This window comes from Vibrio chanodichtyis (assembly GCF_028863985.1).
Taxonomy (GTDB): Bacteria; Pseudomonadota; Gammaproteobacteria; order Enterobacterales; family Vibrionaceae; genus Vibrio; species Vibrio chanodichtyis.
This window is the reverse complement of record NZ_JARBFT010000007.1, coordinates 64441-90967: the sequence shown is the minus strand read 5'-3', so window position 1 is coordinate 90967 and position 26527 is coordinate 64441. Positions and strand designations below refer to the sequence as shown.

The following is a 26527-nucleotide window of genomic DNA, read 5'->3' as shown; positions in this document are numbered from 1 at the left end:
AAGGATGTAAATTTCCATGGATCGTTGGCAAAACATACAGCATGTGGTGGTAGTTGGGCTCGGTATTACTGGGCTATCGGTCGTCAACTATCTGCGCAAATACCATCCGTCAGTGACTGTGCAGGTGATCGATACTCGCGCAACACCACCGGGGCAAGAGCAACTTTCGTCTGACGTTGCACTGCATCGTGGCGGTTGGCATCTTGAGTGGTTACTCAATGCCGATTTAGTGGTCACCAACCCTGGTATCGCGCTGGCGACAGCTGAAATCCAACAAGTACTGGCCGCTGGAATTCCTGTGGTCGGTGATATAGAACTGTTCGCCTGGCATGTGGATAAACCAGTGATTGCGATTACTGGCTCGAACGGCAAAAGCACTGTGACCGATTTAAGCGGTGTGCTGGCCAATGCCGCTGGTGTAAAAACAGCGATTGGCGGTAATATTGGTGTTCCGGCGTTGGATCTGCTCGCCCCTGAGGTGGAGCTGTATGTGCTTGAGCTATCAAGCTTCCAATTAGAAACTACCTCTAGCCTAAAACTGAAAGCGGCCGCGTTTCTCAATCTTTCTGAAGATCATATGGATCGCTATCAAGGCATGGCCGATTACCGCCAAGCCAAACTGCGCATATTTGATCATGCTGAAACTGCAGTGGTGAATGCCGATGATCCACAAACTTTACCTGATCAGACCGATCACCTTAAGTTGGTCACTTTTGCGGTTGAGCAGCCAGCACAATTTAGTGTGGCGAAGCGGCAAGATCGTGAATATCTGGTGGCCGGTGATCACGCGCTATTGGCGACTGATGAGCTGAGTTTGGTCGGGCGACATAATGTGGCGAATGTACTGACCGCACTCGCTTTGCTTGATGCCGCTGGAGTGGATTACCGTTTGGCTTTGCCTGCGCTTAAATCTTACACCGGTTTGAGCCATCGCTGCCAAGTGGTGGCCGACAAACATGGGATCCGCTGGGTTAACGATTCAAAAGCGACCAATGTAGCCAGTACCTTAGCGGCGTTGTCTGGGCTACACATCCAAGGTCAATTATATCTCTTGGTCGGTGGTGTCGGTAAAGGTGCGGATTTCACACCGTTAGCGCCAGTGCTCGCTACTTTGCCAGTGCATTTGTGCTGTTTTGGCGTTGATGGTCAGCAATTTATGTCACTGCATCCCACTGCGCGTTTTTATGACTCGCTGGAAAGCATCATCGATACCCTGCGCCCACAGTTAAAAAGTGGCGATATGGTGCTGCTGTCACCGGCGTGTGCCAGTTTTGATCAGTTCAAAAACTTTATGGCGCGGGGAGATCGCTTTGCTCAACTCGCTCAGCAATACGCATAACGATAGGTAACTTAGCTTGTCTCTAGCCCAAACTGTCACCACACTGCGCACTTGGTTGAGTTCTCGTTCACCCAAGGCGCTGTTTGATCGTCAATTGGTGTGGATTACCTTTGGTCTGATGTTGATCGGTTTGGTAATGGTGACTTCGGCTTCGTTTCCGATCAGCTCGCGGCTGACCGATCAGCCATTTCATTTTATGCTGCGCCATGCACTGTTCTTACTGCTGGCGCTGCTCACCTCCAGTGTGGTGCTGCAAATCCCGTTAGAGCGCTGGATGAAATACAGCTCGCTGCTGCTCGGCTTTTCGTTCTTTTTACTGATCGTGGTGTTAGCTGCGGGTAAATCAGTCAACGGTGCATCGCGCTGGATCCCACTGGGTATCTTTAATTTACAGCCCGCTGAAGTGGCTAAACTATCGCTGTTTATTTTTATGTCTGGTTATCTGGTGCGCAAGCACGATGAAGTGCGGCAGACTTTCTTTGGCGGCTTTTTAAAACCGATCATGGTGTTTGGTGCTTTGGCGGTATTACTGCTCTTTCAGCCTGACTTAGGTACCGTGATCGTGATGCTAGTGACCCTGTTTGGCATGCTATTTATTGCTGGGGCTAAGTTGTCGCAATTTTTGGCGCTAATGGTAGCCGGAGTGCTAGCCGTAGTCGCGCTGATTGCTATCGAGCCTTATCGAGTGCGGCGAGTGACTGCGTTTTTAGATCCGTGGGAAGATCCGTTTGGCAGTGGTTATCAGTTGACGCAATCGTTGATGGCGTTTGGCCGTGGCGAATGGTTTGGGCAAGGTTTGGGCAATTCGATCCAAAAACTAGAATACCTACCAGAAGCACATACCGACTTTGTCTTCGCGGTGTTAGCCGAAGAGCTAGGTTTTGTCGGTGTGGTGTTGGTGCTGATGTTGATTTTCAGTCTGATCTTAAAAGCGATGTTGATTGGTAAAAAAGCCTTTCAGTACGATCAGCAATTTGGTGGTTATCTGGCGTTTGGGATTGGGATTTGGTTTGCGTTTCAAACCTTGGTTAACGTTGGTGCAGCCGCGGGTATGGTACCAACCAAAGGTTTGACCTTACCGCTGATCAGTTACGGCGGTTCCAGTTTAATTATTATGTCCGTGGCGGTATCGATTTTACTGCGCATCGATTATGAATGCCGTTTAGTCGAGCGCCACACAGCAGAAGAAAGCACAGTCGATGAACAGTAAAAAATTGATGGTGATGGCCGGTGGTACTGGTGGTCATGTATTTCCGGGTTTAGCAGTGGCAAAGCAGTTGCAGCAACAAGGTTGGCAGATCCGCTGGTTAGGCACTGCGGATCGCATGGAAGCGGATTTGGTCCCCAAACACGGTATCGATATTGATTTTATTCAGGTCAAAGGGTTGCGCGGCCAAGGATGGGTTAGCTTGCTGAAAGCTCCCGTGCAAATCGTTAACGCAATTTTACAAGCGCGTCGTCATTTGCAGGCTTATCAGCCCGATGCAGTGCTTGGCATGGGCGGCTATGTCAGTGGTCCGGGCGGGATTGCTGCTTGGCTACTCGGTATTCCGCTGGTGTTGCATGAGCAAAATGCAGTGGCAGGCCTGACTAATCAGTGGCTAGCGAAAATCGCTCGCCGTGTTTTTCAAGCTTTTCCTGGTGCATTTCGCGATGCGCCGGTGGTCGGTAATCCGGTGCGCCAAGATGTGGTCCAGCTTGCGAGGCCGGAACAACGTTTTGCCGAGCGCAGTGGCGCGCTGCGAATTTTGGTGATGGGCGGCAGTCAAGGTGCGCGCATTTTGAATCAAACCATGCCTGCGGTGATGGCCGCGCTTGGTGAGGGTTACCAAATTCGCCATCAAGCGGGTAAACACAATCAGCCAGCGGTGGTCGATGCTTATGCACAAGCGGGGATCGCTGACGCGCAAGTGACCGAATTTATCGATGATGTCGCCGAAGCTTATGGCTGGGCCGATCTGGTGATTTGCCGCTCTGGAGCGCTGACCGTTTCGGAAGTCTCGGCCGCAGGGCTAGCGGCGATTTTTATTCCCTTTATGCATAAAGATCGCCAGCAAGCGCTGAACGCTGATCATTTGGTGGCTTGTGGTGCCGCGCAAATGATTGAGCAGCCCGATCTGAGTGTGGAAAAACTGGCTCAGGCGGTGCGAGATTTGGATCGCGCTCGGTTATTATCCATGGCCCACAAAGCTCGTCACGCGGCGAAATTAGATGCAGATAAGGTGGTGGCTGAGGCAATCATCGCCATCACCCAATAATGAGAACAGAATTATGACGATTAAACATACCCAAGACCTCGCGCAAATTCGCGCTATGGTGCCAGAGATGCGCCGCGTGAAAGCGATTCACTTTATCGGTATTGGCGGGGCTGGGATGAGCGGGATTGCAGAGGTGTTGCTTAATGAAGGCTACCAAATCTCTGGCTCTGATTTAGCGGCCAATCCTGTCACAGAACGTTTAGCGCAAAAAGGCGCGACCATTTTTATTGGTCATGCAGAGCAAAATGTGGCGCATGCCAGCGTGGTGGTGGTTTCAACCGCGATCAATGAACAGAACCCAGAAATTCAAGCCGCCCGTGAAAAACGCATTCCGATTGTGCGCCGGGCTGAAATGTTGGCCGAGCTGATGCGTTTTCGCCACGGGATAGCGGTGGCTGGTACTCATGGTAAAACTACCACCACCGCGCTGGTCACGCAGATTTATTCTGAAGCCGGATTAGATCCTACCTTTGTCAATGGTGGTTTGGTAAAAAGTGCTGGTACCAATGCTCGCTTGGGTTCTAGCCGAATTTTGATTGCCGAAGCCGATGAAAGCGATGCTTCCTTCCTACATCTGCAACCGATGGTGACTATTGTCACCAATATTGAAGCGGATCACATGGACACTTACGGCGGTGATTTTGACAACCTGAAACAGACCTTTATCGATTTTCTGCATAACCTGCCGTTTTATGGTCAAGCGATTGTTTGCATTGATGACCCAGTGATTTGCGAGATTATTCCGCGTATTAGCCGCCAAGTGATCACCTATGGTTTTGCGCAAGATGCCGATGTACGCATCGAAAATTATCGTCAGCTTGGTCAGCAAGGTCAATTTACGGTGGTGCGTAAGGGCAAAGCCAATTTGGATATCACCCTGAATATTCCAGGTCGACACAATGCACTCAATGCCGCGGCCGCGATTGCGGTGGCGAGTGAAGATAACATTAGTGATGAGGCGATTTTACGCGCGATGGCCAATACCCAAGGTACTGGCCGCCGCTTTGATCACCTCGGTGAATTTGCTACCGGTAATGGGGTTGCGATGCTGGTGGATGATTACGGTCACCATCCGACCGAAGTGGATGTCACCATCAAAGCCGCTCGCAATGGTTGGGCTGATAAACGCTTAGTGATGATTTTCCAACCGCACCGTTATACACGTACTCGCGATCTGTATGATGATTTTGCGAACGTACTGGAACAGGTGGACGTCCTGATCATGCTGGATGTGTACTCGGCAGGCGAAAAACCGATTGCAGGTGCGGATGGTCGCTCGTTATGTCGTACCATTCGTAGTCGTGGCAAAATTGACCCGATTTTTGTTGCCGATAGTCACACCTTGCCTTCGGTGCTGGCTAACATCTTGCAAGATGGTGACTTGGTACTGACGCAAGGTGCGGGCGATGTTGGGAAAGTAGCCAAACATTTAGCCGCGTTAGAGCTCAATATTGCGCGTATGCAAGCAATATAAGTAACCTTATGGGTGTCTCATTGGTGAATTACTTGGTATCAAACCCAGATTTCTGATGTTGGGTATTTGCTACTTTTGACCACCTCAGTATAATCCGTGGGTTAAAGTTATTGCTTTATACTGTAATGATGCAGCGAAATGGAGCATCCAATTGCCAGTGGTTAAAACAGGAACATCAGGCTTTGATCAAGCAAGTACTTTTAGAAGGCCGTAGAATTACCCGCTCACCACATGTTCAGCAACATGCCTGTGGGGCGAGTTTTTTTTTGGTGGTACTGCTGCTGCTCGTGAGTCTGCTGTATACCACGATCAGTTGGATGTGGGATGAGCAACGCCTACCGCTGTCGAAATTGGTTTTACAGGGTGACTTACAATATGTTTCCGCGCTCGATGTGCAACGGGTATTAGCGCGCTTGAATCATATTGGAACTTTTATGTCACAAGATATTAATGTTCTGCAACAGAGCGTGCAGTCGATCCCATGGGTAGCTCAGGCATCGATTCGTAAACAGTGGCCAGATACGATTAAAGTTTATTTAACCGAATATCAGGTTGAAGCGTTGTGGAATGCCAATGCGTTATTAGATAAACATGGCCGAGTTTTTTATGGCGATATTGGCCAAGTTAAAGGCGAATACGTTAAATTATATGGCCCTGAGGGCAGCGCGTCACAAGTATTAAGCGCGTGGCGAGATTTCAACCCGAAATTTGCCCAGCTAGGTTTAAATATCTCCTCATTAGTTTTAAATGAGCGCAGAGCTTGGCAAATTATTCTCGACAATGGCATTCGTCTAGAATTAGGTAAAGAGTCATTAGAAGAGCGAGTGGCGCGTTTCTTTTTGCTCTATAAACAATTAGGTAATAAAGCTGAACAAGTCAGCTATATCGACCTCAGGTATGATACTGGAGCCGCCGTGGGTTGGTTCCCTGAACAAGAGTTAACACAAGAGAAAAACGATGACTAAGACTGTCGATGACAACATTATTGTTGGTCTGGACATAGGCACTGCCACCGTCTCCGCTCTCGTGGGTGAAATACTCCCTGATGGTCAAATTAATATTATTGGCGCGGGAAGTAGCCCATCGCGCGGAATGGATAAAGGTGGGGTCAACGACCTTGAATCGGTCGTTAAATCGGTTCAGCGAGCGATCGATCAAGCAGAAATGATGGCTGAATGTAAAATTAGCCAGGTATTTCTGTCTATCTCCGGGCGGCATATTGCCAGTCGGATTGAGAAAGGCATGGGGACGATTTCTGATGAAGAAGTCTGCCAAGAGGATATGGATCGCGCCATCCATACCGCTAAATCGATCAAAATTGGTGAAGAACAACGCATTCTGCATGTGATTCCGCAAGAGTTCACCATCGATTATCAAGAAGGAATTAAGAACCCACTGGGTTTATCAGGGGTTCGCATGGAAGTTAGCGTGCACTTGATCACATGCCATAATGATATGGCGAGAAACATTATCAAAGCGGTCGAACGCTGTGGGCTAAAAGTTGAACAATTAGTCTATTCTGGTTTAGCTGCCAGCAATGCGGTGATCACCGAAGATGAGCGTGAACTGGGTGTGTGCGTGGTTGATATCGGCGCAGGCACCATGGACATCGCGATTTGGACCGGCGGCGCACTGCGTCATACCGAAGTGTTTTCCTATGCGGGCAATGCGGTCACCAGTGATATTGCGTTTGCTTTTGGTACCCCAGTCAGTGACGCCGAAGAGATCAAAGTAAAATATGGCTGCGCACTGAGTGAATTGGTCAGCAAAGACGATACCGTGAATGTCCCCAGCGTTGGTGGGCGTCCTTCACGCAGTTTGCAACGGCAAACCTTGTCGGAAGTGATTGAGCCTCGCTACACTGAGCTGATCGGAATGGTTAATCAAACCGTGGATACCGTTCAAGAATCACTACGTAAAGAAGGCATTAAACACCAATTAGCCGCTGGGATTGTATTGACCGGTGGCGCAGCACAAATTGAAGGTTTAGTGGCATGCGCCGAGCGCGTATTCCGCAATCAAGTTAGGGTTGGTAAACCACTCGAAGTGAGCGGCCTTACTGACTATGTAAAAGAGCCGTATCATGCTACGGCCGTTGGATTACTTCACTACGCAAGAGATAGCCAAATCAATGATGAGGCTGAATATCAAGAGCCGAAACGACCGTCAATGACCGGTTGGATAAGCCGCTTGCGCAATTGGATACAAAAAGAGTTTTAACCTGAGAGACAGGAAAAACGGAGATAACACATGTTTGAACCGATGATGGAAATGTCTGACGACGCGGTAATTAAGGTCGTTGGAGTAGGTGGTGGCGGCGGTAACGCGGTTGAACACATGGTGCGTGAATCCATCGAAGGTGTGGAATTCATGAGCATCAATACCGATGCACAAGCGTTACGTAAAACCAGTGTGAGTACGGTGATTCAAATTGGTGGTAATATCACCAAAGGTCTTGGCGCTGGTGCCAATCCACAAGTGGGACGTGATGCCGCTCTGGAAGATAAAGAGCGGATTAAAGAATTTCTCACCGGTGCCGATATGGTGTTTATCGCAGCGGGTATGGGTGGTGGTACTGGTACAGGTGCCGCTCCCGTGATTGCTGAAGTGGCTAAAGAGTTGGGGATTTTAACCGTTGCGGTGGTCACCAAGCCTTTTAGCTTTGAAGGTAAAAAACGTTTGGCCTTTGCTGAACAAGGGATTGAAGAGCTGTCTAAGCACGTTGATTCTTTGATCACGATTCCTAATGAAAAGCTACTCAAAGTCTTGGGTCGCGGTATTACGTTACTGGAAGCTTTTGCTAGCGCAAATAACGTATTGAAAAATGCCGTGCAAGGTATTGCGGAATTGATTACTCGCCCAGGCATGATTAACGTCGACTTTGCCGACGTACGCACTGTGATGTCGGAAATGGGTCATGCGATGATGGGCAGCGGTGTTGCGCGCGGTGATGATCGCGCCGAAGAAGCGGCTGAAATGGCAATTTCTAGCCCGCTGCTAGAAGATATCGATCTGGCTGGCGCTCGAGGTGTGTTAGTTAACATTACTGCAGGCTTAGATATGCGATTGGATGAGTTTGAAACGGTTGGTAATACCGTGAAAGCTTTTGCATCGGACAATGCCACTGTGGTGATCGGTACTTCGTTAGATCCAGATATGCAAGACGAAATCCGCGTTACCGTAGTTGCAACTGGTATTGGTAATGAGAAAAAACCAGACATTACCTTAGTCGCTGGTGGTAAAGCGAAAGTGGCTGCGGTATCAGCTCCGGTTACTGCCCGTGTTGAAGAAAAAGCGGTTGCTTCTGTGCATGAACGAGTGGAAATCAAAGCTCAATCAGTCGCAGTGCCATCTCACGCTTCAGCCAGTCAAAGTGTGGCGCCAAAGCAGGAAAAAGAGAGTGGATATCTTGATATTCCTGCATTCCTAAGACGCCAGGCTGACTAAAATAGCAGCATAATTTGACAGTGTTCAAAATTCTGGTAGGATGACGGTCGGTGTTGTGCCGGCCGTGCATTATGGCTAATAAATTCGAGGCAACGAGATGATCAGACAACGTACTCTCAAAGAAATAGTGAAAACAACTGGGGTGGGCTTACACTCTGGTCGTAAAGTTACGCTAACTCTTCGCCCAGCTGCTGCCAATACCGGAATCGTTTATCGCCGTACTGATCTCAACCCACCGGTTGATTTTCCTGCTGATCCAGCTTCAGTGCGCGATACCATGCTGTGTACCGCTCTGGTCAATGACCATGGTGTACGCATCTCTACGGTTGAGCACCTGAATGCTGCACTGGCTGGCATGGGCATCGATAACGCGATTATCGAAGTCGATGCACCTGAAATTCCTATTATGGATGGCAGTGCTAGCCCATTTGTTTATCTGCTGCAACAAGCCGGTATTGAAACACTGAATGCCGCTAAACGCTTTATTCGCATTAAGAAACCTGTACGTATTGAAGACGGTGATAAGTGGGCGGAATTTTTGCCTTTCAATGGCTTCCGTATGGATTTCGAAATTGAATTCAATCACCCTGCGATTGATGGTGATGATCAACGCCTTGTGTTTGATTTCTCTTCGCAAGGTTTTGTGAAAGAAATTTCCCGTGCGCGGACGTTCGGTTTCATGCGTGATATCGAGTACCTACAATCACAAAATCTCTGTTTAGGCGGTAGTTTTGATTGTGCGATCGTGTTGGATGATTACCGGATCCTGAACGATGAAGGCTTACGTTTCGACAATGAGTTTGTCACGCATAAAGTGCTGGATGCGATTGGCGATCTGTACATGGCAGGTCATGCGATTGTCGGCGAATTCCGTGCTTATAAATCAGGTCACGGTTTGAACAACCAACTGCTACGTGCTGTATTAGCTGATCAAGAAGCTTGGGAATGGGCAACGTTCGAAGAGCAAGCGGGTTCTCCGGTTGCGTTTGCAGAGCCCAATATGGTTATTGCCTAAGCGCTTCATCAAGCACTACGTCACAATAAAAGCGTCGTAATAGAATTGCTAATAAAGCCAGACTTCAAGTCTGGCTTTATTGTTTCTCGGCAAAGCAAAGTGTGGAGCGGTGAAAGATCGCGCTTTACTGGTGTTTTGTCTGTGCCAACTGCGCTAAGCTCTGCAGGCGTTTCTTTACCTTATCAGAAGCGTGATCCGCAATCGCCAGCAGCACGTGCGCTGTATGCTCGGATAATTGTCGCCGAGGCTTGGCTATTGGGGCGGAATCGGTATTGGCTAAGGTTTGCCGATATAGATCTGGGTTGACTCGTATTTCAATTGTGATCAAATGACCAAATCCGTTTTGCCTAAGCTGCGAAAGTAAATGCAAACGCTCGTAATCCACTTTCATCTTAATCGCGGCACTCGCGGCTTCTAATACTAGATTACCGCCGCGCACATTGGCGGCGCGCACTTGGCTTTTTAAGCCTTTTGGTAGGATTTCTTGTAATTGGCGATTAATTAGCAAAATAGCTTTCGCATGATCTTGGATTTGTTTGAGTTTGGATGCCTGAATCAACTCATCGGTAGCGGTAGGGCGATGATCACGCATCGGACTCTCCTTTGATTGGGGTAGTGGCTATTCTAGCGCGCTTCTTGACGTACCGAAACGTACATCTTTGCTGGCACTGTCCTGAGTAAAATCGCCTCGTAACCTTATCAACATTGGGCTTAGTGCACAAAACCGCAAGCTGCTATTCAACAAATCATCGAGAAACTTGGTTGTTAAGACAAAAATTCCTTACACTAGGCAGCACTTAATTAACCGCGTGCCTTGAAAATAAACGCCGTCATCACAATATCTCATAGTAATGATTTATCTCAGTATCCTTAGTTGAAAATAGGTAGAGACTAAACCCATTCCAAGGTCGATAGACAGCGATTTAGCACAGAGAGATCCATAACAAATGATAACTAAGCTACTGACAAAGGTGATTGGCAGTCGCAATGACCGCACACTGCGCCGTTTACGCAAGATTGTAAAACAGATTAATAACTTCGAGCCTGCCTTTGAAGCGCTCTCCGATGAAGAGCTCAAAGCCAAAACGGTGGAATTTCGTCAACGTCTTGAACAGGGTGAAAATCTAGACCAACTGTTACCAGAGGCCTTTGCCACCGTACGTGAAGCATCCAAGCGGGTATTTGGTATGCGCCATTTCGATGTGCAGTTGATTGGCGGTATGGTACTTGATGGTGGTCAAATCGCTGAAATGCGTACTGGTGAAGGGAAAACTTTGACCGCCACTTTAGCGGCCTATCTCAATGCGCTACCAGGCAAGGGCGTACACATTGTTACCGTGAATGACTACTTAGCGAAACGTGATGCGGAAACTAACCGCGCACTGTTTGAATTTTTAGGTATGACGGTTGGCATCAACATTCCGAATATGCCGCAGCCAGCCAAAAAAGAAGCTTATCAAGCGGATATTCTGTACGGCACCAACAATGAATTTGGTTTTGACTATCTGCGCGATAACATGGCGTTCCGCCCAGAAGATCGCGTGCAACGCGCTCGTTTCTTCGCCGTGGTCGATGAAGTGGACTCGATCTTAATCGACGAAGCGCGTACACCGTTGATCATTTCCGGCCCTGCAGAAGACAGCTCGGATCTGTATATCCGTATCAATAAGCTGATCCCACTGCTACAAAAACAAGATCAAGAAGATTCTGAAGAGTACCGTGGTGACGGTCACTTTACGGTGGATGAAAAATCTAAGCAGGTACATCTAACCGAAACGGGCCAAGAGTTTGTCGAAGAGCTGTTGGTGAAAAACGGTATGATGCTTGAGGGCGATACGCTCTATTCACCAGCCAACATTAGTTTGCTGCATCATGTTAACGCCGCGCTGCGTGCCCATGTTCTGTTTGAAAAGAACGTCGATTACATCGTAACCCCGGATGGTGAAGTGGTGATCGTCGATGAGCACACCGGTCGTACTATGCCAGGGCGTCGTTGGTCCGATGGCTTGCACCAAGCGGTGGAAGCGAAAGAAGCGGTGAAAATCCAGAACGAAAACCAAACCTTGGCTTCGATCACTTTCCAAAACTACTTCCGTCTGTACGAAAAACTCTCTGGTATGACCGGAACCGCCGATACCGAAGCGTTTGAATTCCAACAAATCTATGGTTTGGAAACTGTGGTGATCCCCACCAACAAACCTATGGTGCGTAATGATATGCCGGATGTGGTGTACCGCTCGGAAGCCGAGAAGTTTGCCGCGATCATTGAAGATATCAAACTGCGGGTCAAACAAGGCCAACCGGTACTGGTCGGTACCGTTTCGATTGAAAAGTCGGAGCTGCTGTCTAACGCACTGCAAAAAGCCAGCATTAAGCACAATGTACTCAACGCTAAGTTCCATGAAAAAGAAGCGGAAATTGTTGCTCAAGCTGGTATGCCTGGAGCAGTAACCATCGCTACCAACATGGCTGGTCGGGGTACCGATATTGTATTGGGTGGTAGCTGGCAAGCGAAAGTGGAAAAACTGGACAACCCAAGCCAAGAGCAGATCCAGCAGATCAAAGCGGATTGGAAACCGATACATGATCAAGTTCTGCAAGCGGGCGGTTTGCACATCATTGGTACCGAGCGTCATGAGTCGCGTCGGATCGATAACCAGTTACGTGGTCGTTCTGGCCGTCAAGGTGATGCGGGCTCTTCGCGTTTCTATCTCTCAATGGAAGATACTTTACTGCGTATTTTCACCTCTGACCGTATGGCAGCATTGATCCAAAGCGGTATGGATGAAGGCGAAGCGATTGAGTCGAAAATGCTGTCGCGTTCGATTGAAAAAGCGCAACGTAAAGTGGAAGGTCGTAACTTCGATATTCGTAAGCAATTGCTGGAATACGATGATGTGGCGAACGATCAGCGTAAAGTGGTTTATGAGCTGCGTGATGAGCTGATGAGCGCTGATGATATCAGCGATATGATTGCGCAAAACCGTGAAGATGTACTCAACACAGTGATCGATGAATACATTCCGCCACAATCTCTGGAAGATATGTGGGACATCGATGGCTTGCAAGAGCGGCTGAAAAATGACTTCGATCTGCAACTGCCAATCCAATCTTGGTTGGATGCCGACAACAAACTGTATGAAGAAGCGTTGCGTGAACGCATCATCGAGCAGGCGGTTGAAGTGTATCAAGCCAAAGAGCAAGCGGTGAGTCCGGCGGTGATGCGTAACTTTGAAAAATCGGTGATGCTGCAAACGCTCGATACTTTGTGGAAAGAGCATTTGGCGGCGATGGATCATTTGCGTCAAGGTATTCATTTACGTGGTTATGCACAGAAAAACCCGAAACAAGAGTACAAACGTGAGTCGTTTGAGCTGTTTGAAGAGTTGCTTGAATCTCTGAAATCGGATGTGATCACGGTGCTGTCAAAAGTGCGCGTGCAGCAGCAAGAAGAAGTTGAGCGCATGGAAGCTCAACGCCAAGCTCAAGCGGCAGAAGCGGCGCGTCATGCGCAAGCTCAGCATGCTAATCCTGAAGGTGAACCACAAGAGCAGGGTTCGAACCAACCTATGGTGCGTGATGAGCGCAAAGTTGGTCGCAACGAAGCGTGTCCATGTGGCAGTGGCAAAAAATACAAACAGTGCCACGGGCAAATTAATTAAACCGATTGTTGGTTAGTAAAAATAAAAGAGTCGCTGTGGCGGCTCTTTTTGCAACTGAGTTTTAGCGCTCAAGCGTGTTGACCTGTGAATGATGCTTAGCACAGAATGTGATTGACCAGTGAGGCGGCTTGACCTCGATTATTTTCAGTTTGCTAGATTAAACCGGAGCTATAGTTTGAAACGTGTCCACATCGTTGCAGGGATCATTTTTAACCCAGAGCAGAACCAAATTTATATTACCAAACGTCCTGATCATCTGCATAAAGGCGGATATTGGGAGTTCCCTGGTGGTAAAGTTGAAGCCGGTGAGAGTGTCGAGCAAGCTATGGTGCGCGAGCTAGCAGAGGAGATTGGGATTGTGGTTACCGAGCAGCGCCCTTTTCAGCATTTTGATTATGACTACCCAGACAAAGCACTGTGCTTTGATTTTATGTTAGTCAGCGCTTTTGCACAGCAACCTTACGGACGTGAAGGTCAACAAGGGCGTTGGGTCAAGGTAGCGGATTTAGTGGACTATGAGTTTCCCGAAGCCAATCAACCGATTGTTGAGCGGGTAATGGTAGAGTTTGCTTAAATTGATGTTTGCTTGTTTGAGTTTCGCCGCAGACTAGTCACCGGCGACGATAGTTGGTAGTTTAGCGCAACAAATTGCAACTGCGCAGGCAGTGGAGAATGGAGACAGCAAGATGGTTAGAATTGCGATAGCGGGTGCCGCAGGGCGTATGGGACGTAATCTGGTAAAAGCAACTCACCAGAATCCGCTGTGTGAATTGGGCACTGGCTCAGAGCGTCCTGAGTCCTCATTGGTTGGTGTCGATATTGGTGAACTGTGTGGGATTGGTAAACAAAGCATAGTGCTGGTTGATAACCTTGAGCAAGCAGTTGAACAGTTTGATGTGATTATTGATTTCACGGCTCCAGCCAGCACCTTAGCGAATTTAGCGTTGTGTGAGCAGTATGGTAAAAAGCTGGTGATTGGTACGACTGGTTTTTCTGATTTACAGCGCGCGACCATTGCTCAAGCGGCCAAACAGATCCCAATTGTGATGGCACCTAATTACAGTGTTGGGGTTAACTTGGTGTTCAAGCTATTGGAGAAAGCCGCGCAAGTGATGGGTGATTATTGCGATATTGAGATCATTGAAGCGCATCATCGTCATAAAGTGGATGCTCCTTCGGGCACCGCGATCGGCATGGGTGAGGCGATTGCGCATGCGATGGGCAACCAATTGAGTGATGTTGCGGTGTATGCGCGTGAAGGGATCACTGGTGAGCGTTCACGCCATGAAATCGGCTTTGCAACCATTCGGGCTGGCGACATTATTGGTGAGCACACCGCGATGTTTGCTGATATTGGTGAGCGAGTCGAGATCAGCCATAAAGCGACCGATCGGATGACTTTTGCCAATGGTGCGGTCAAAGCCGCTATTTGGCTGGCGCAGCAACCGGCTGGGTTGTATGCGATGACTGATGTGCTAGGTTTGAATGAATTGTAAATACATAATTATGCGCCAGCGATTTGCTGGCGTTTTTTTATCATCCAAAATCGCAACAAACTATTCTTGGCCATGTAATGGTGTTTACAAGTGACTTTGATGGTATTTTTGCTGGTTTCGCTTGGTTTTCTTGCTTTGGTGGCGTTTTTTGTTCATAAAACTTGGTGGTGAACGTTTGCTTTGTGGTTGGTTGTTTTTTTGTCAATAATTTCAAATTGGAAAATCTTGATTCAGGTCGATGGGGAGATTGGTAAGGTTAATTGACTGGGTAAATGTGTATTTTTGATGCTTTTGAACTGCAATTGAATCTAACTGCTGTAAAAATAAGTTAAGTTTTTAGGGTTATATTGACAGGTTAGATTTAGATCTCTAGAATATCGCCAATTTGCCTATGGCACCCTAATGCATAGTTTAGTGGCTGGTATGAGGGTGGGTTTGAAAAATAATTTATTTTTTATGCATTTTTATTCTGGAGGTTGTCTTGAGTAAATCAGCACTATTAGTCCTAGAAGATGGGACGGTGTTCCACGGAGTCTCCATCGGAGCAGATGGTATTTCCGTTGGTGAAGTTGTTTTTAATACCTCGATGACGGGGTACCAAGAAATCCTCACTGATCCTTCCTATTCTCAGCAAATTGTTACTCTTACTTATCCTCACATTGGCAATACCGGAACCAACTCCGAAGACGAAGAATCGACCGCGATTCATGCCCAAGGCCTTGTGATCCGTGACCTTCCTCTTATTGCTTCTAACTTCCGTAGTGAACAATCACTCTCTGACTATCTAAAATCGCAAAATATTGTCGGTATTGCAGATATTGATACTCGTAAGCTAACCCGCATTTTACGTGAGAAAGGTGCACAAAATGGCTGCATCATGGCGGGCGATAATCTGGATCAAGCATTAGCGCTTGCCAAAGCTAAAGAGTTCCCGGGTCTTAAAGGTATGGATCTGGCTAAAGTGGTTTCGACTAAAGAAGCCTACTCATGGCAACAAGGATCATGGACGCTAAAAGGCGGCCTGCCAGAAGCGAAAGCTGACAGCGAATTGCCTTACCATGTCGTGGCATATGATTTTGGTGCCAAGCGCAATATTCTACGTATGTTGGTCGACCGTGGTTGTCGTTTAACTGTGGTACCCGCCGAAACCTCTGCAGAAGAAGTGTTAGCCCTCAATCCAGATGGTGTCTTCCTATCTAATGGCCCTGGCGACCCTGCGCCATGTACTTATGCGATTGAAGCGACTCAGGTTTTCCTTGAGAAAAATATCCCAGTGTTTGGTATCTGCCTAGGCCATCAAATTTTGGCCCTCGCTTCGGGTGCGCAAACGGTAAAAATGAAGTTCGGTCATCACGGTGCTAACCACCCAGTAAAAGATTTGGATCGTGGCGTGGTGATGATCACTTCGCAAAACCACGGTTTTGCTGCTGATGAAGCGACACTACCCGCTAACTTGCGTGCCACTCACAAATCGCTGTTTGATGGTTCATTACAAGGTATTCATCGTACTGACAAGCCAGCTTTTAGCTTCCAAGGTCACCCAGAAGCAAGCCCTGGCCCGCACGATGCCGCACCGCTGTTCGACCATTTTATTGAACTGATTAAACAATACCGCGCTTAATTTGGAGTAGTAGATAATGCCAAAACGTACTGACATTCAGAGCATCCTTATCCTTGGTGCGGGTCCAATTGTTATCGGTCAAGCTTGTGAGTTTGACTACTCAGGTGCCCAAGCGTGTAAAGCGCTACGTGAAGAGGGCTACCGCGTTATTCTGGTTAACTCAAACCCAGCAACCATCATGACTGACCCAGAAATGGCTGATGCAACTTACATCGAGCCAATCCAGTGGGAAGTGGTGCGTAACATCATCGAAAAAGAGCGTCCAGATGCCATTTTGCCAACCATGGGCGGCCAGACGGCACTCAACTGTGCATTGGCGCTGGAAAAGCATGGTGTACTGGCTGAGTTTGGTGTGGAAATGATCGGCGCGACGGCCGATGCGATTGATAAAGCAGAAGATCGTTCACGCTTTGATAAGGCGATGAAATCGATCGGTCTTGAGTGCCCACGTGCTGATACCGCGAAAAGCATGGAAGAAGCGTATAAAGTCCTCGATATGGTTGGCTTCCCATGTATTATCCGCCCTTCCTTTACTATGGGTGGTAGTGGTGGCGGTATCGCATACAACCGCGAAGAGTTTGAAGAGATCTGTGAACGTGGTCTGGATCTTTCTCCGACCAATGAGCTGCTGATCGACGAATCGCTGATCGGTTGGAAAGAGTACGAGATGGAAGTGGTGCGTGATAAAAACGACAACTGCATCATCGTTTGTGCGATTGAAAACTTTGACCCAATGGGTATCCATACCGGTGACTCGATCACGGTTGCGCCAGCACAAACTCTGACCGATAAAGAGTACCAACTGATGCGTAACGCATCGCTGGCGGTACTGCGTGAAATCGGCGTAGAAACCGGTGGTTCTAACGTTCAGTTCGGTATCAATCCGAAAGATGGTCGTATGGTGATCATCGAGATGAACCCACGGGTATCTCGCTCATCAGCACTGGCTTCTAAAGCCACCGGCTTCCCGATTGCGAAAGTAGCCGCCAAATTGGCAGTGGGCTTTACGCTAGATGAATTGATGAACGACATCACTGGCGGTGCAACTCCAGCCTCGTTCGAGCCGACCATCGACTACGTGGTGACTAAGATCCCTCGTTTCAACTTCGAAAAATTCGCCGGTGCCAATGACCGCCTGACTACGCAAATGAAGTCGGTTGGTGAAGTGATGGCGATTGGTCGTAACCAACAAGAATCGCTGCAAAAAGCACTGCGTGGCTTAGAAGTGGGCGCAGCAGGTCTGGATGAAAAAGTGGATCTGGACGCGCCAGATGCGCTGACCAAAATCCGCTATGAACTGAAAGAAGCTGGTGCTGAGCGTATTTGGTATATCGCCGATGCCTTCCGTGCTGGTATGTCAGTTGACGGTGTGTTTAACCTGACCAATATTGACCGCTGGTTCTTGGTGCAAATCGAAGAGCTGGTCAATATCGAAGCGCAAGTTAAAGCCGGTGGTTTTGCAGGTTTGAATCAAGACATTCTGCGTAAGGTGAAACGTAAAGGCTTCTCCGATGCGCGTTTGTCAAAACTGCTCGGGGTGGGTGAAGGCGAAATCCGTCGTCTGCGTGACCAATATAATATCCACCCAGTGTACAAGCGTGTGGATACCTGTGCGGCAGAATTTAAGTCCGATACCGCTTACATGTACTCAACTTATGATGAAGAGTGTGAAGCGAATCCAACCGATAAAGATAAGATCATGGTGATCGGCGGTGGCCCAAACCGTATCGGCCAAGGCATCGAATTTGACTACTGTTGTGTACACGCAGCACTGGCGCTACGTGAAGATGGTTATGAAACCATCATGGTTAACTGTAACCCAGAAACCGTATCAACCGACTATGACACTTCAGATCGTCTCTACTTTGAGCCAATCACTTTGGAAGATGTACTTGCTATCGTGCGAGTTGAGAAGCCAAAAGGGGTGATCGTACAGTACGGTGGTCAAACGCCGCTCAAGTTAGCCCGTGCGCTAGAAGCTGCCGGTGTACCGGTGATTGGTACTAGCCCTGATGCGATTGACCGCGCGGAAGACCGTGAACGCTTCCAGCAAGCGGTACAACGTTTAGGTCTTAAACAGCCTGAGAACGCCACCGTGACAGCGATTGAGCAAGCGATTGAAAAATCGCGTGAAATCGGTTTCCCACTCGTGGTTCGTCCATCTTATGTATTGGGCGGCCGTGCGATGGAAATTGTCTACGATGAGCAAGATCTGCGTCGTTACTTTAATGAAGCGGTCAGCGTATCGAATGAATCGCCAGTGTTGTTAGATCGCTTTTTGGATGATGCTACCGAAGTCGATGTCGATGCAATTTGTGATGGTGAACGCGTTGTGATTGGCGGTATCATGGAACATATTGAGCAAGCCGGTGTTCACTCTGGTGACTCTGCCTGTTCACTGCCCGCTTATACGCTGAGCCAAGAAATCCAAGACAAGATGCGTGAGCAAGTTGAGAAACTGGCATTTGAATTGGGCGTACGTGGCCTGATGAACATTCAGTTTGCGGTCAAAGACAACGAAGTTTACCTGATTGAAGTCAACCCACGCGCTGCGCGTACCGTACCGTTTGTGTCAAAAGCGACTGGCGCACCATTGGCGAAAATCGCTGCGCGAGTCATGGTTGGACAAACTCTGGAGCAACAAGGCTTCACTAAAGAGATCATTCCACCTTACTACTCAGTCAAAGAAGTGGTTCTGCCATTCAACAAGTTCCCTGGCGTAGATCCACTGCTTGGCCCTGAAATGCGCTCAACCGGTGAAGTCATGGGTGTCGGTGCAACGTTTGCTGAAGCGTATGCCAAAGCAGAATTGGGCAGTGGCTCGGTGTATCCAGAAGGTGGTCGTGCACTACTGTCGGTACGTGAAGGCGACAAACAGCGTGCCGTTGATCTGGCTTCTAAGTTGGTGAAATTGGGTTATCAGTTGGATGCGACTCACGGCACTGCAGTGATACTTGGCGAAGCTGGGATTAACCCACGTCTGGTTAACAAGGTGCATGAAGGTCGTCCACACATTCTGGATCGGATCAAGAACCACGAGTACACCTACATCGTCAACACTGCTTCTGGTCGTCAAGCGATTGAAGACTCAAAAGTTCTGCGCCGAGGCGCGTTGGCACACAAAGTCAACTACACCACGACGTTAAACGCAGCGTTTGCTACTTGTATGGCGCATACCGCGGATGCCAAAGCCTCGGTCACCTCAGTACAAGAGCTGCATGCACGTGTAAAAGCTAACCAAGCTTAATTGGTATTACAACAAGAGAGGCTTTAAGCCTCTCTGACAACCTCTTTGCCCGCTCGTCAGCGGGCTTTTTTACGCGCATCAGCAAGTGCAAGCGAGGTCATCTGTTTTTTTGAACATGAACCAGACTTTTAGCTTTAGGTCTTTTCACGATATGATTGGCTGGTGGTCGTTTAGCGTAGCTTGGTGGTGATGAGTAATAGTCCCCGTAATTTTAGTCGCCGTGATCTTTTTCGTGGTTTAGTTGCCAGAGGTAAGGCGGCTTATTATGAGGTTGATGATCAACCGCGACGTACCGTACCTCGTCCGCCTGGGGCATTGGTAGAGGCGCAGTTTAGGCAGTTATGTGATGGCTGCGGTTCGTGTGTTAAAGCCTGCCCGAGTTCAGTGATCCAATTAACAGGGCAATGGCCAGAGCTATGTCTAGATTACAATCATTGTCAATTATGCACTCAGTGCGCCCAAGCTTGCCCGACAGGTGCGCTGCTACCTGCTACTAAAACTGAGCTATTACCGACCTTTGCTTATCAGTGCCATAACCGTTTATTAGGGTATTGTGAGTTATGTACTGAGCAGTGTCCAACTCAGGCTATTGATTGTGAGCCTAAACAACAGCCGGTGGTTGATGAGAATTTATGTAATGGGTGTGGCGAATGTCGTCCAATTTGTCCAGCCAATGCGATTGCGTGGCAATTTCGTGAATCAACAAAAGATTAATGATAATTATTATTGTTAAGTTTTGGTGATAAGTGTTTAAGAAATGCAATGTTTAATGATATTTTTATTGATAGTGATCATAGGGTGACTGATGCAAGGTTTGGATAATAGACCAATACATTGGAGGGTCTACTATGTCCACATCAATAATCAAAAAATTATTCACGCGCCGTGAGTTTATTCAAAACTCCGCGGTTGCTTCTGGCGCAACCTTGGCCGCCAGTTCGATCAGCTTGCCATTCAATGCGTTAGCAGCACCAACGCCATCCTCCTCATCGAGTTCAGAACAGATCCGTTATAGCGCTTGTCTAGTAAACTGTGGCAGCCGTTGCCCATTTAAAGTTCATGTACGCGATGGTGTAGCGGTCAAGATTTCTCCTGAAGATGGAGTCAATGAAGCGATTTTTGGTCAGCATCAAATCCGTCCTTGCTTACGAGGTCGCTCGGCTCGTTTCCGAACCTATAACCCTGATCGTTTAAAGTACCCGATGCTACGGGTTGGCGCACGTGGTGAAGGTAAATTCAAGCGTATCAGTTGGGATGAAGCTACCACTATCGTTGCCGATCAGCTACAGCGGGTGATCAATACGTATGGCAATGAAGCGATTTACTATCAATACGGTAGTGGAACAACAGGAGCGAATTTACAAGGCCGCAATACGTGTAAGCGCCTGCTTAATTTAGCCGGCGGCTTCTTAGATATGCACAATAGCTATTCGGAAGCTCAACTTAACCGTATTCAACCGTTTATTTTTGGGCAAGCGGGAAATATTTACGGTACAGAGCAACAAACGCTTTTTGCTGAGATTAAAAATTCGGATTTAGTGGTGATGTTTGGCCAAAACTTGGCAGAAACGCGCATGTCAGGTGGTGGGCAAATTGCTGAAATTTATCATGCTCTTGAACAAAGCGGCGCTAAGGTTATTTTGATTGATCCTCGTCGTACCGATAGCGTAACCGCATTTAATGCTGAATGGTTACCGATTCGTCCAGGTACCGATGCGGCGTTAGTTGCGGCAATCGGGCATACCTTGATCAAAGAAAATCTGCTCGATGAGGCCATGCTGAACCAATATACGGTTGGTTGGAGTGAAGATACCTTGCCTGCTAGTGCGCCAGCGAACTCATCGTATAAGGCTTATATTCTTGGTCTCGGACAAGACCAAATCGAAAAAACGCCAGAATGGGCGGAGGCATTGACCGAAATTCCAGCGCAACGTATTCGTCAATTGGCTCGTGAAATTGCTGGCGCTAAAGCGGCGTGGATTTCTCAAGGCTGGGGAGTTCAACGTACACAAAACGGTGAGCATGCTGCACGTGCGATCATGATGCTACCTATCATGACGGGTCAGTTTGGGCGTCCAGGAACCAATATTGGTACTTGGGGAGGCAGTGTCAATTATCCGCTAGCAGGTTTGGCGATACCGAACCCAATCAAAGTCTCGATTCCCTGTTTTAGCTGGGTTGATGCGATCACTCGCGGCACAGAGATGACACCAGAAAAAGACTACATCAAAGGTCGGGATCGTTTAACGACCAATGTGAAATTCTTATGGAATTACGCGTCGAATATCACCGCAAATCAGCATTCAGATCTTAACCAAGTGGATAAAGTGCTGCGTGATGAGTCGTTGTGTGAGTTTATTCTGGTGTGGGATAACCATATGACGGCGAGCGCTAAATACGCGGATTTATTACTGCCGGATGTCTCAACCCTAGAATCTGATGAATTGATTAATAATTCTTATCAATCAGGGTCTTATCATTATTTGGTTCGTTTGCAAAAAGCGATTGAACCCATGTGGGAAAACCGGCCGACCTATGATGTCTTGGCGGAAATCGCGGCTAAGATGGGGCTGAAAGAGGCGTTTACCGAAGGTCGAAGCTATCAAGAGTGGATCGAACATGCTTACAACCAAGTTCGTAAACAAGAACCGCATTTGCCTACATTTGAGCAAACCGATGGCATGGGGGTGATTGATCGCCGGATTGCCGATAGCAGCCAGCATATTGCGTTAAAAGATTTTCGTGATGATCCTGCGCAGCACCCGTTGAAAACGCCATCAGGCAAAATTGAGATCTATTCAGAGCAGTTAGCAGAACTGGCGACTCAGTGGCAATTACTGCCTGGGGATAAAATTTCAGCGATCCCAGAATACTGGCCAGCAGTCGAAGGCATCGAAGATAAAGCAATGCTTGAGAAATATCCGTTGCAATTGACAGGCTTTCATCCCAAAGGTCATTGTCACTCAACCTATTCATCGGTAGCTCAATTGAAAGAAGTTGCACCTGATGTTCTGTGGATTAACCCTATCGATGCACAAGTGAGAGGCATCCACAATGATGATTTTGTCGAAGTATTTAATGACAGAGGAAGAGTGCGAATTAAAGCCAAGGTATCACCACGTATCATGCCCGGTGTAACGGCGATGCCAGAAGGCGCATGGGCGCAGACCAATAAACAAGGTGTTGATATTGGTGGTTGTATCAACCGACTTACCTCGCAACGGCCAACGGCTTTAGCGAAAGGTAACCCACAACACACCAATTTGGTCGACGTTAAGCGCATCTGAGGAGATTTTTAAATGAAACAATATGGCTTTTTTGTCGACTCATCTAAATGTACTGGTTGTAAAACGTGCCAAATCAGTTGTAAAGATGAAAAGGCGCAAGAGGTAGGTCCGAAGTATCGCCGAGTATACGAGTATGGTGGTGGTGAGTGGAAGAAAGTAGGCAATGCTTGGCAGCAAAATACCTTCAACTATTACTTATCCATCTCCTGCAATCACTGTGCTGAGCCAACCTGCGTTCAAGGTTGTCCGACAGGGGCGATGCATAAGCGAAAACAAGATGGTTTAGTTGTGGTTGATCAAGAAAAATGCATTGGTTGTCGCTATTGTGAAATGCGCTGCCCTTATGGTGCGCCGCAGTTTGATCAACAAAAGAAGGTCATGTCGAAGTGCGATGGCTGCTATGAACGAGTGGCTCAAGGTTTAAAACCTGTGTGTGTCGAGTCTTGTCCACAACGTGCGCTTGATTTTGATGAGATAGCCACATTACGCGCCAAATACGGTGATACCAATGCGGTTGCACCATTACCCGATCCGCAGTTGACCAAGCCAAGTTTAGTCATTAAAGCGCATGCGGATGCCCGTATGACGGGTGATAAAACCGGTGCTGTTCAAAACCCTTCAGAGGTATAAACGATGCATGAATTACCTTTAGTCTTTTTTACGGTTTTAGGCCAAACCGCGGTTGGTATGATGGTATTGGCTTTTATCGCCGGTCTTCTTGGGCAAATTACTCACGCTCAGCGTCATAAAATCAATCTCGTTGCCATGATTTTATTGGCAGTAGGAATGGTGCTGGGTGGCTTACATATGGGGCAGCCTCTGCGTGCGTTTAACTTACTATTTGGTTTATTCCGCTCACCAATGAGTAATGAAATTGTGTTAAGCGGCCTCTATTTTGGTGGCGTTTGTTTAACCGTGGCTCTTAGTGCTACTCGCCTACGTGCAACCCTGCAAGCCAAGCTTAACGTTACGGTTACTGATACATTGCACCAATGGTTAAATGGAATCACGGCGCTATTGGGTCTTGCTTTTGCTTGGTCGATTACACAAGTTTACCAATTGGCCACCGTTCCAGCTTGGAATAGCCATTATACGTCGCTGCATTTGTGGTTGACCGTGGCTATCTCTGGTGGCATGTGTGCTTTAGGGCTTGGTGTTAAGCGACTCGCTAGTTTAGTGGTGATCATCGGAGCGGTGGTTTCCTTGGCTACTCGTACGGGATATATGGCATTTTTAACCGAGCAGGTACCAGATTTAGTGAGTGCACAAATGGTGTACTGGTACACTTATTGGTTCTCCATCGCCATTGCCCTTGCACTTGCGGTGTGGGTCTTACTCAAAAAACAAGCCGTTAAACCTTTACTTTTCAGTGGTGCGCTAATCATGATTATTGGCGAGTTAGCTTCACGTATTGCATTTTATAATCTGTGGTGGATAACGATGTAGTGATGGCTGTTGGGAGGATACTTTGACGGTATTCTTCTTTTCAACCGAGTTTAACTTTCAGCCTGTGAGATCAGATACCATAAGCAAGTATGCTTGGGTACTTGGATCGCAGGCTGAGTACGTTTTAGAACAAAGGAAAGTTAATGTTAGCAATTGTTCCCAGAATCCTGGGTAGCTTATTTTATTATGCACCGCAAAGTGAACCTGCGCAGTATGCGTTATACGATCTTCCACAATTAGCCAATTATTTCTCTTGGAGCGATCCTGATGCGATTGCGGCAGTGTGCCATCACCTACCATCACCGCAACCTGAACACTTTAGTCAACTATTCGAAGGGCTAGGGTATATGTTTGCTCCACCTTGGGGATCGGTGTACTTAGATCCTGAGAATATCGTGATGGGTGAAAGTACCTTAGCTTATCGTCAATTTCTCCAACGTCATGGCGTAGCGGTGCAACTTGATTGCCACGAGCCAGAAGATCAATTTGGATTGATGCTATTGGCCTTTGCTCACTTTCTTGAACAAGATCAAGAATCCGCAGCAATTGAACTATTAAACAAGCATCTTTTTCCGTGGGCGACGCTCTATTTACAACGCTTAAAGTCTGCCTGTGATGAAGGGGAATTTTATTATTGTTTAGCCATATTAGCGGAATATTTTTTGGCTGAATTACGTAACAAAACCTAGTTTGATCGAAATGATGCAGTAAATGAAATAGGTTGTTGTCTTGTGTTTCGCTGTTTTGAGCAGCGCTACTGTTAGAGTTTATCTTTGAATCGCTTGGGGAAAAATGGAACTTTCACTGGAAATATTAGGGCTGTTATGGATGGTGGCTTGCGTCGCCGGGTTTATTGATGCCATGGCGGGTGGCGGCGGTTTGCTGACCTTACCCGCTTTGCTGGCGGCAGGAGTACCACCGACTCAAGCGTTAGCGACCAACAAGCTACAAAGTTCGTTTGGTAGTTTTTCGGCTACGCTGTATTTTGTGCGCCAAGGTATCGTGAATTTAAAAACGATGCGACTGGCGATTGGCTGTACCTTTGTCGGTGCGGCGCTTGGCGCGGAGGCGGTGCAGTATATTGATGCCTCTTTATTGACCAGCCTGATCCCGGGGCTGTTGATCGCTATCTCACTCTATTTCTTACTCGCCCCCGCGACCAAAGTCGACCAAGGCCCAGCCCCCTTATCCGAGAGTGCTTTTGCGTTTACGGTCGGATTTGGGGTCGGTTTTTACGATGGTTTTTTTGGCCCTGGAACTGGAGCGATTTTTACCGTGTGTTTTGTCGCATTAGGCCATCTTGGCTTAGTCGAAGCCACTGCACGCACTAAGGTGCTCAATTTTACTTCCAATATCGCCGCGCTAACCTTTTTCATTATCGCAGGCTTACCGATTTGGCCGATCGGCCTAACCATGGCGGTGGGCGGATTTATTGGTGCGCGCTTGGGCGCGAAAGTGGTGATCAGCAAAGGTCAGCGTTGGATCCGACCACTGGTGATCACCATGTCGATGCTGATGGCGCTTCGGCTACTTTGGCAGCAGCACGCCAGCGCGCTGCAATCCATGATTGGCTTTTAGCTCGAGGCAAGCTCACTTATTTTGATAGGGCAAAAGTGGGGAGCGATAGATGCCAGCGAATTGCACCAAGCCGGATCAGTAACGTGGTAAAGATCCCAGAGAGCAGCGCGGTTGAGCTGCTGCAACCGATGCTCAGTGCGCTGGTATGGACTATGCCACCGATAATACAGGCGGTGGCGTATACCTCACTGCGCAGCACCATCGGAATTTCTCGCGCCAAGACATCACGAATAATGCCACCGCCACAGCCAGTGATCACCCCCATGATCACCGCAATCAGCGCTGAACTTTGGTAGCTCAGCGCTTTTTCCACGCCAATTCCAACAAACACCGCTAAGCCAATCGCATCACACACCGGCAGGATCCACCACGCGACTCTTTTCGGGCGGCGTACCAACAGCATGGTCAGCGCACAAGTGATCAGGATCACCCATAAATAGAGGGTATCTTTGATCCAAAAGACTGGCGTTGCACCAAGCGCCATATCGCGGATGGTACCACCCCCAATCGCGGTGACGCTGGCAAGTACCACTACGCCAAATGGGTCCATTTTCAAGCGTCCAGCCAGCAGCACACCAGAAACCGCAAATATCGCGGTACCAAACATATCAATCAAGTAAAGCAGAGAGGTATCCAAGGCTGTCTCACTATGTATAT

21 protein-coding genes are annotated in these 26527 nt (G+C 48.0%); 19 read left to right on the top strand and 2 right to left on the bottom strand.

Annotated elements, in window-relative coordinates:
- The first annotated feature begins 16 nt into the window (after positions 1 to 16).
- From murD to lpxC, 8 genes are all read left to right on the top strand, one after another.
- Positions 17 to 1339, top strand: coding sequence for a UDP-N-acetylmuramoyl-L-alanine--D-glutamate ligase (gene murD, locus PUN32_RS09140; RefSeq protein ID WP_274722818.1), 1323 nt, complete (start codon positions 17 to 19; stop codon positions 1337 to 1339).
- Between the two features lie 16 nt (positions 1340 to 1355).
- Entirely contained in the window at positions 1356 to 2549 is a 1194-nt protein-coding gene (ftsW, locus tag PUN32_RS09135; protein ID WP_274722817.1) for a cell division protein FtsW, read from the top strand.
- A gap of 7 nt (positions 2550 to 2556) precedes the next feature.
- Positions 2557 to 3597, top strand: coding sequence for an undecaprenyldiphospho-muramoylpentapeptide beta-N-acetylglucosaminyltransferase (gene murG / locus PUN32_RS09130; RefSeq protein ID WP_274722895.1), 1041 nt, complete (start codon positions 2557 to 2559; stop codon positions 3595 to 3597).
- Positions 3598 to 3610: 13 nt separating this feature from the next.
- A complete protein-coding gene (murC, locus tag PUN32_RS09125) occupies positions 3611 to 5071 on the top strand; it encodes a UDP-N-acetylmuramate--L-alanine ligase (protein ID WP_274722816.1) in 1461 nt (486 codons plus the stop codon).
- 182 nt (positions 5072 to 5253) lie between these two features.
- Positions 5254 to 6036, top strand: a complete 783-nt coding sequence (locus tag PUN32_RS09120; protein ID WP_274722815.1) for a cell division protein FtsQ/DivIB — start codon at positions 5254 to 5256, stop codon at positions 6034 to 6036.
- Complete coding sequence (gene ftsA / locus PUN32_RS09115) at positions 6029 to 7291, top strand: cell division protein FtsA (protein ID WP_274722814.1); 1263 nt, start codon at positions 6029 to 6031, stop codon at positions 7289 to 7291. Before PUN32_RS09120 ends, ftsA begins: the two co-directional genes overlap by 8 nt.
- Positions 7292 to 7321: 30 nt before the next feature.
- On the top strand, positions 7322 to 8518 hold the full coding sequence (gene ftsZ / locus PUN32_RS09110; protein ID WP_274722813.1) for a cell division protein FtsZ: 1197 nt from the start codon (positions 7322 to 7324) through the stop codon (positions 8516 to 8518).
- A 97-nt stretch (positions 8519 to 8615) separates the two neighbouring features.
- Complete coding sequence (lpxC, locus tag PUN32_RS09105) at positions 8616 to 9533, top strand: UDP-3-O-acyl-N-acetylglucosamine deacetylase (protein ID WP_166014403.1); 918 nt, start codon at positions 8616 to 8618, stop codon at positions 9531 to 9533.
- A 124-nt stretch (positions 9534 to 9657) separates the two neighbouring features.
- Here lpxC and PUN32_RS09100 read toward each other — a convergent pair whose 3' ends face one another.
- Positions 9658 to 10125, bottom strand: coding sequence for a DUF721 domain-containing protein (locus tag PUN32_RS09100; protein WP_274722812.1), 468 nt, complete (start codon positions 10123 to 10125; stop codon positions 9658 to 9660).
- A 355-nt stretch (positions 10126 to 10480) separates the two neighbouring features.
- Between PUN32_RS09100 and secA the strand changes: the two genes are divergently transcribed.
- The 11 genes from secA (at position 10481) to PUN32_RS09045 (ending at position 25870) form a co-directional block, all read left to right on the top strand.
- Entirely contained in the window at positions 10481 to 13195 is a 2715-nt protein-coding gene (secA, locus tag PUN32_RS09095) for a preprotein translocase subunit SecA (protein WP_274722811.1), read from the top strand.
- Positions 13196 to 13370: 175 nt separating this feature from the next.
- On the top strand, positions 13371 to 13769 hold the full coding sequence (gene mutT, locus PUN32_RS09090) for an 8-oxo-dGTP diphosphatase MutT (RefSeq protein ID WP_274722810.1): 399 nt from the start codon (positions 13371 to 13373) through the stop codon (positions 13767 to 13769).
- Between the two features lie 112 nt (positions 13770 to 13881).
- Entirely contained in the window at positions 13882 to 14691 is an 810-nt protein-coding gene (dapB, locus tag PUN32_RS09085) for a 4-hydroxy-tetrahydrodipicolinate reductase (RefSeq protein WP_274722808.1), read from the top strand.
- A 481-nt stretch (positions 14692 to 15172) separates the two neighbouring features.
- Positions 15173 to 16312: a glutamine-hydrolyzing carbamoyl-phosphate synthase small subunit gene (gene carA, locus PUN32_RS09080; protein WP_274722807.1), complete on the top strand. Its 1140-nt coding sequence runs from the start codon at positions 15173 to 15175 to the stop codon at positions 16310 to 16312.
- 16 nt (positions 16313 to 16328) lie between these two features.
- Positions 16329 to 19559, top strand: coding sequence for a carbamoyl-phosphate synthase large subunit (gene carB, locus PUN32_RS09075; protein WP_274722806.1), 3231 nt, complete (start codon positions 16329 to 16331; stop codon positions 19557 to 19559).
- 189 nt (positions 19560 to 19748) lie between these two features.
- Positions 19749 to 20273 (top strand): 4Fe-4S binding protein, encoded by a 525-nt coding sequence (locus PUN32_RS09070; RefSeq protein ID WP_274722805.1) that lies wholly within the window; start codon positions 19749 to 19751, stop codon positions 20271 to 20273.
- 134 nt (positions 20274 to 20407) lie between these two features.
- Entirely contained in the window at positions 20408 to 22846 is a 2439-nt protein-coding gene (locus tag PUN32_RS09065) for a DMSO/selenate family reductase complex A subunit (RefSeq protein ID WP_274722804.1), read from the top strand.
- 12 nt (positions 22847 to 22858) lie between these two features.
- Positions 22859 to 23476: a DMSO/selenate family reductase complex B subunit gene (locus PUN32_RS09060; protein ID WP_274722803.1), complete on the top strand. Its 618-nt coding sequence runs from the start codon at positions 22859 to 22861 to the stop codon at positions 23474 to 23476.
- 3 nt (positions 23477 to 23479) lie between these two features.
- Complete coding sequence (locus PUN32_RS09055; RefSeq protein WP_274722802.1) at positions 23480 to 24292, top strand: dimethyl sulfoxide reductase anchor subunit family protein; 813 nt, start codon at positions 23480 to 23482, stop codon at positions 24290 to 24292.
- Between the two features lie 143 nt (positions 24293 to 24435).
- Positions 24436 to 24981 (top strand): TorD/DmsD family molecular chaperone, encoded by a 546-nt coding sequence (locus PUN32_RS09050; RefSeq protein ID WP_274722801.1) that lies wholly within the window; start codon positions 24436 to 24438, stop codon positions 24979 to 24981.
- Positions 24982 to 25084: 103 nt separating this feature from the next.
- Complete coding sequence (locus PUN32_RS09045) at positions 25085 to 25870, top strand: TSUP family transporter (protein ID WP_274722800.1); 786 nt, start codon at positions 25085 to 25087, stop codon at positions 25868 to 25870.
- Between the two features lie 16 nt (positions 25871 to 25886).
- On the opposite strand, the gene PUN32_RS09040 is transcribed toward PUN32_RS09045, so the two are convergent.
- A complete protein-coding gene (locus PUN32_RS09040; protein ID WP_166014411.1) occupies positions 25887 to 26507 on the bottom strand; it encodes a TRIC cation channel family protein in 621 nt (206 codons plus the stop codon).
- Positions 26508 to 26527: the final 20 nt, after the last annotated feature.

What these genes read in the sequence shown, in the direction of transcription:
- ftsA (WP_274722814.1), top strand. Translation starts at nt 6,029, where the DNA reads ATGACTAAGACTGTCGATGACAACATTATTGTTGGTCTGGACATAGGC.
- PUN32_RS09100 (WP_274722812.1), bottom strand. Translation starts at nt 10,125, where the DNA reads ATGCGTGATCATCGCCCTACCGCTACCGATGAGTTGATTCAGGCATCC.
- secA (WP_274722811.1), top strand. Translation starts at nt 10,481, where the DNA reads ATGATAACTAAGCTACTGACAAAGGTGATTGGCAGTCGCAATGACCGC.
- PUN32_RS09070 (WP_274722805.1), top strand. Translation starts at nt 19,749, where the DNA reads ATGAGTAATAGTCCCCGTAATTTTAGTCGCCGTGATCTTTTTCGTGGT.
- PUN32_RS09055 (WP_274722802.1), top strand. Translation starts at nt 23,480, where the DNA reads ATGCATGAATTACCTTTAGTCTTTTTTACGGTTTTAGGCCAAACCGCG.
- PUN32_RS09050 (WP_274722801.1), top strand. Translation starts at nt 24,436, where the DNA reads ATGTTAGCAATTGTTCCCAGAATCCTGGGTAGCTTATTTTATTATGCA.
- ftsZ (WP_274722813.1), top strand. Translation starts at nt 7,322, where the DNA reads ATGTTTGAACCGATGATGGAAATGTCTGACGACGCGGTAATTAAGGTC.
- lpxC (WP_166014403.1), top strand. Translation starts at nt 8,616, where the DNA reads ATGATCAGACAACGTACTCTCAAAGAAATAGTGAAAACAACTGGGGTG.
- PUN32_RS09065 (WP_274722804.1), top strand. Translation starts at nt 20,408, where the DNA reads ATGTCCACATCAATAATCAAAAAATTATTCACGCGCCGTGAGTTTATT.
- PUN32_RS09045 (WP_274722800.1), top strand. Translation starts at nt 25,085, where the DNA reads ATGGAACTTTCACTGGAAATATTAGGGCTGTTATGGATGGTGGCTTGC.
- dapB (WP_274722808.1), top strand. Translation starts at nt 13,882, where the DNA reads ATGGTTAGAATTGCGATAGCGGGTGCCGCAGGGCGTATGGGACGTAAT.
- murD (WP_274722818.1), top strand. Translation starts at nt 17, where the DNA reads ATGGATCGTTGGCAAAACATACAGCATGTGGTGGTAGTTGGGCTCGGT.
- carB (WP_274722806.1), top strand. Translation starts at nt 16,329, where the DNA reads ATGCCAAAACGTACTGACATTCAGAGCATCCTTATCCTTGGTGCGGGT.
- murG (WP_274722895.1), top strand. Translation starts at nt 2,557, where the DNA reads ATGGTGATGGCCGGTGGTACTGGTGGTCATGTATTTCCGGGTTTAGCA.
- PUN32_RS09060 (WP_274722803.1), top strand. Translation starts at nt 22,859, where the DNA reads ATGAAACAATATGGCTTTTTTGTCGACTCATCTAAATGTACTGGTTGT.
- murC (WP_274722816.1), top strand. Translation starts at nt 3,611, where the DNA reads ATGACGATTAAACATACCCAAGACCTCGCGCAAATTCGCGCTATGGTG.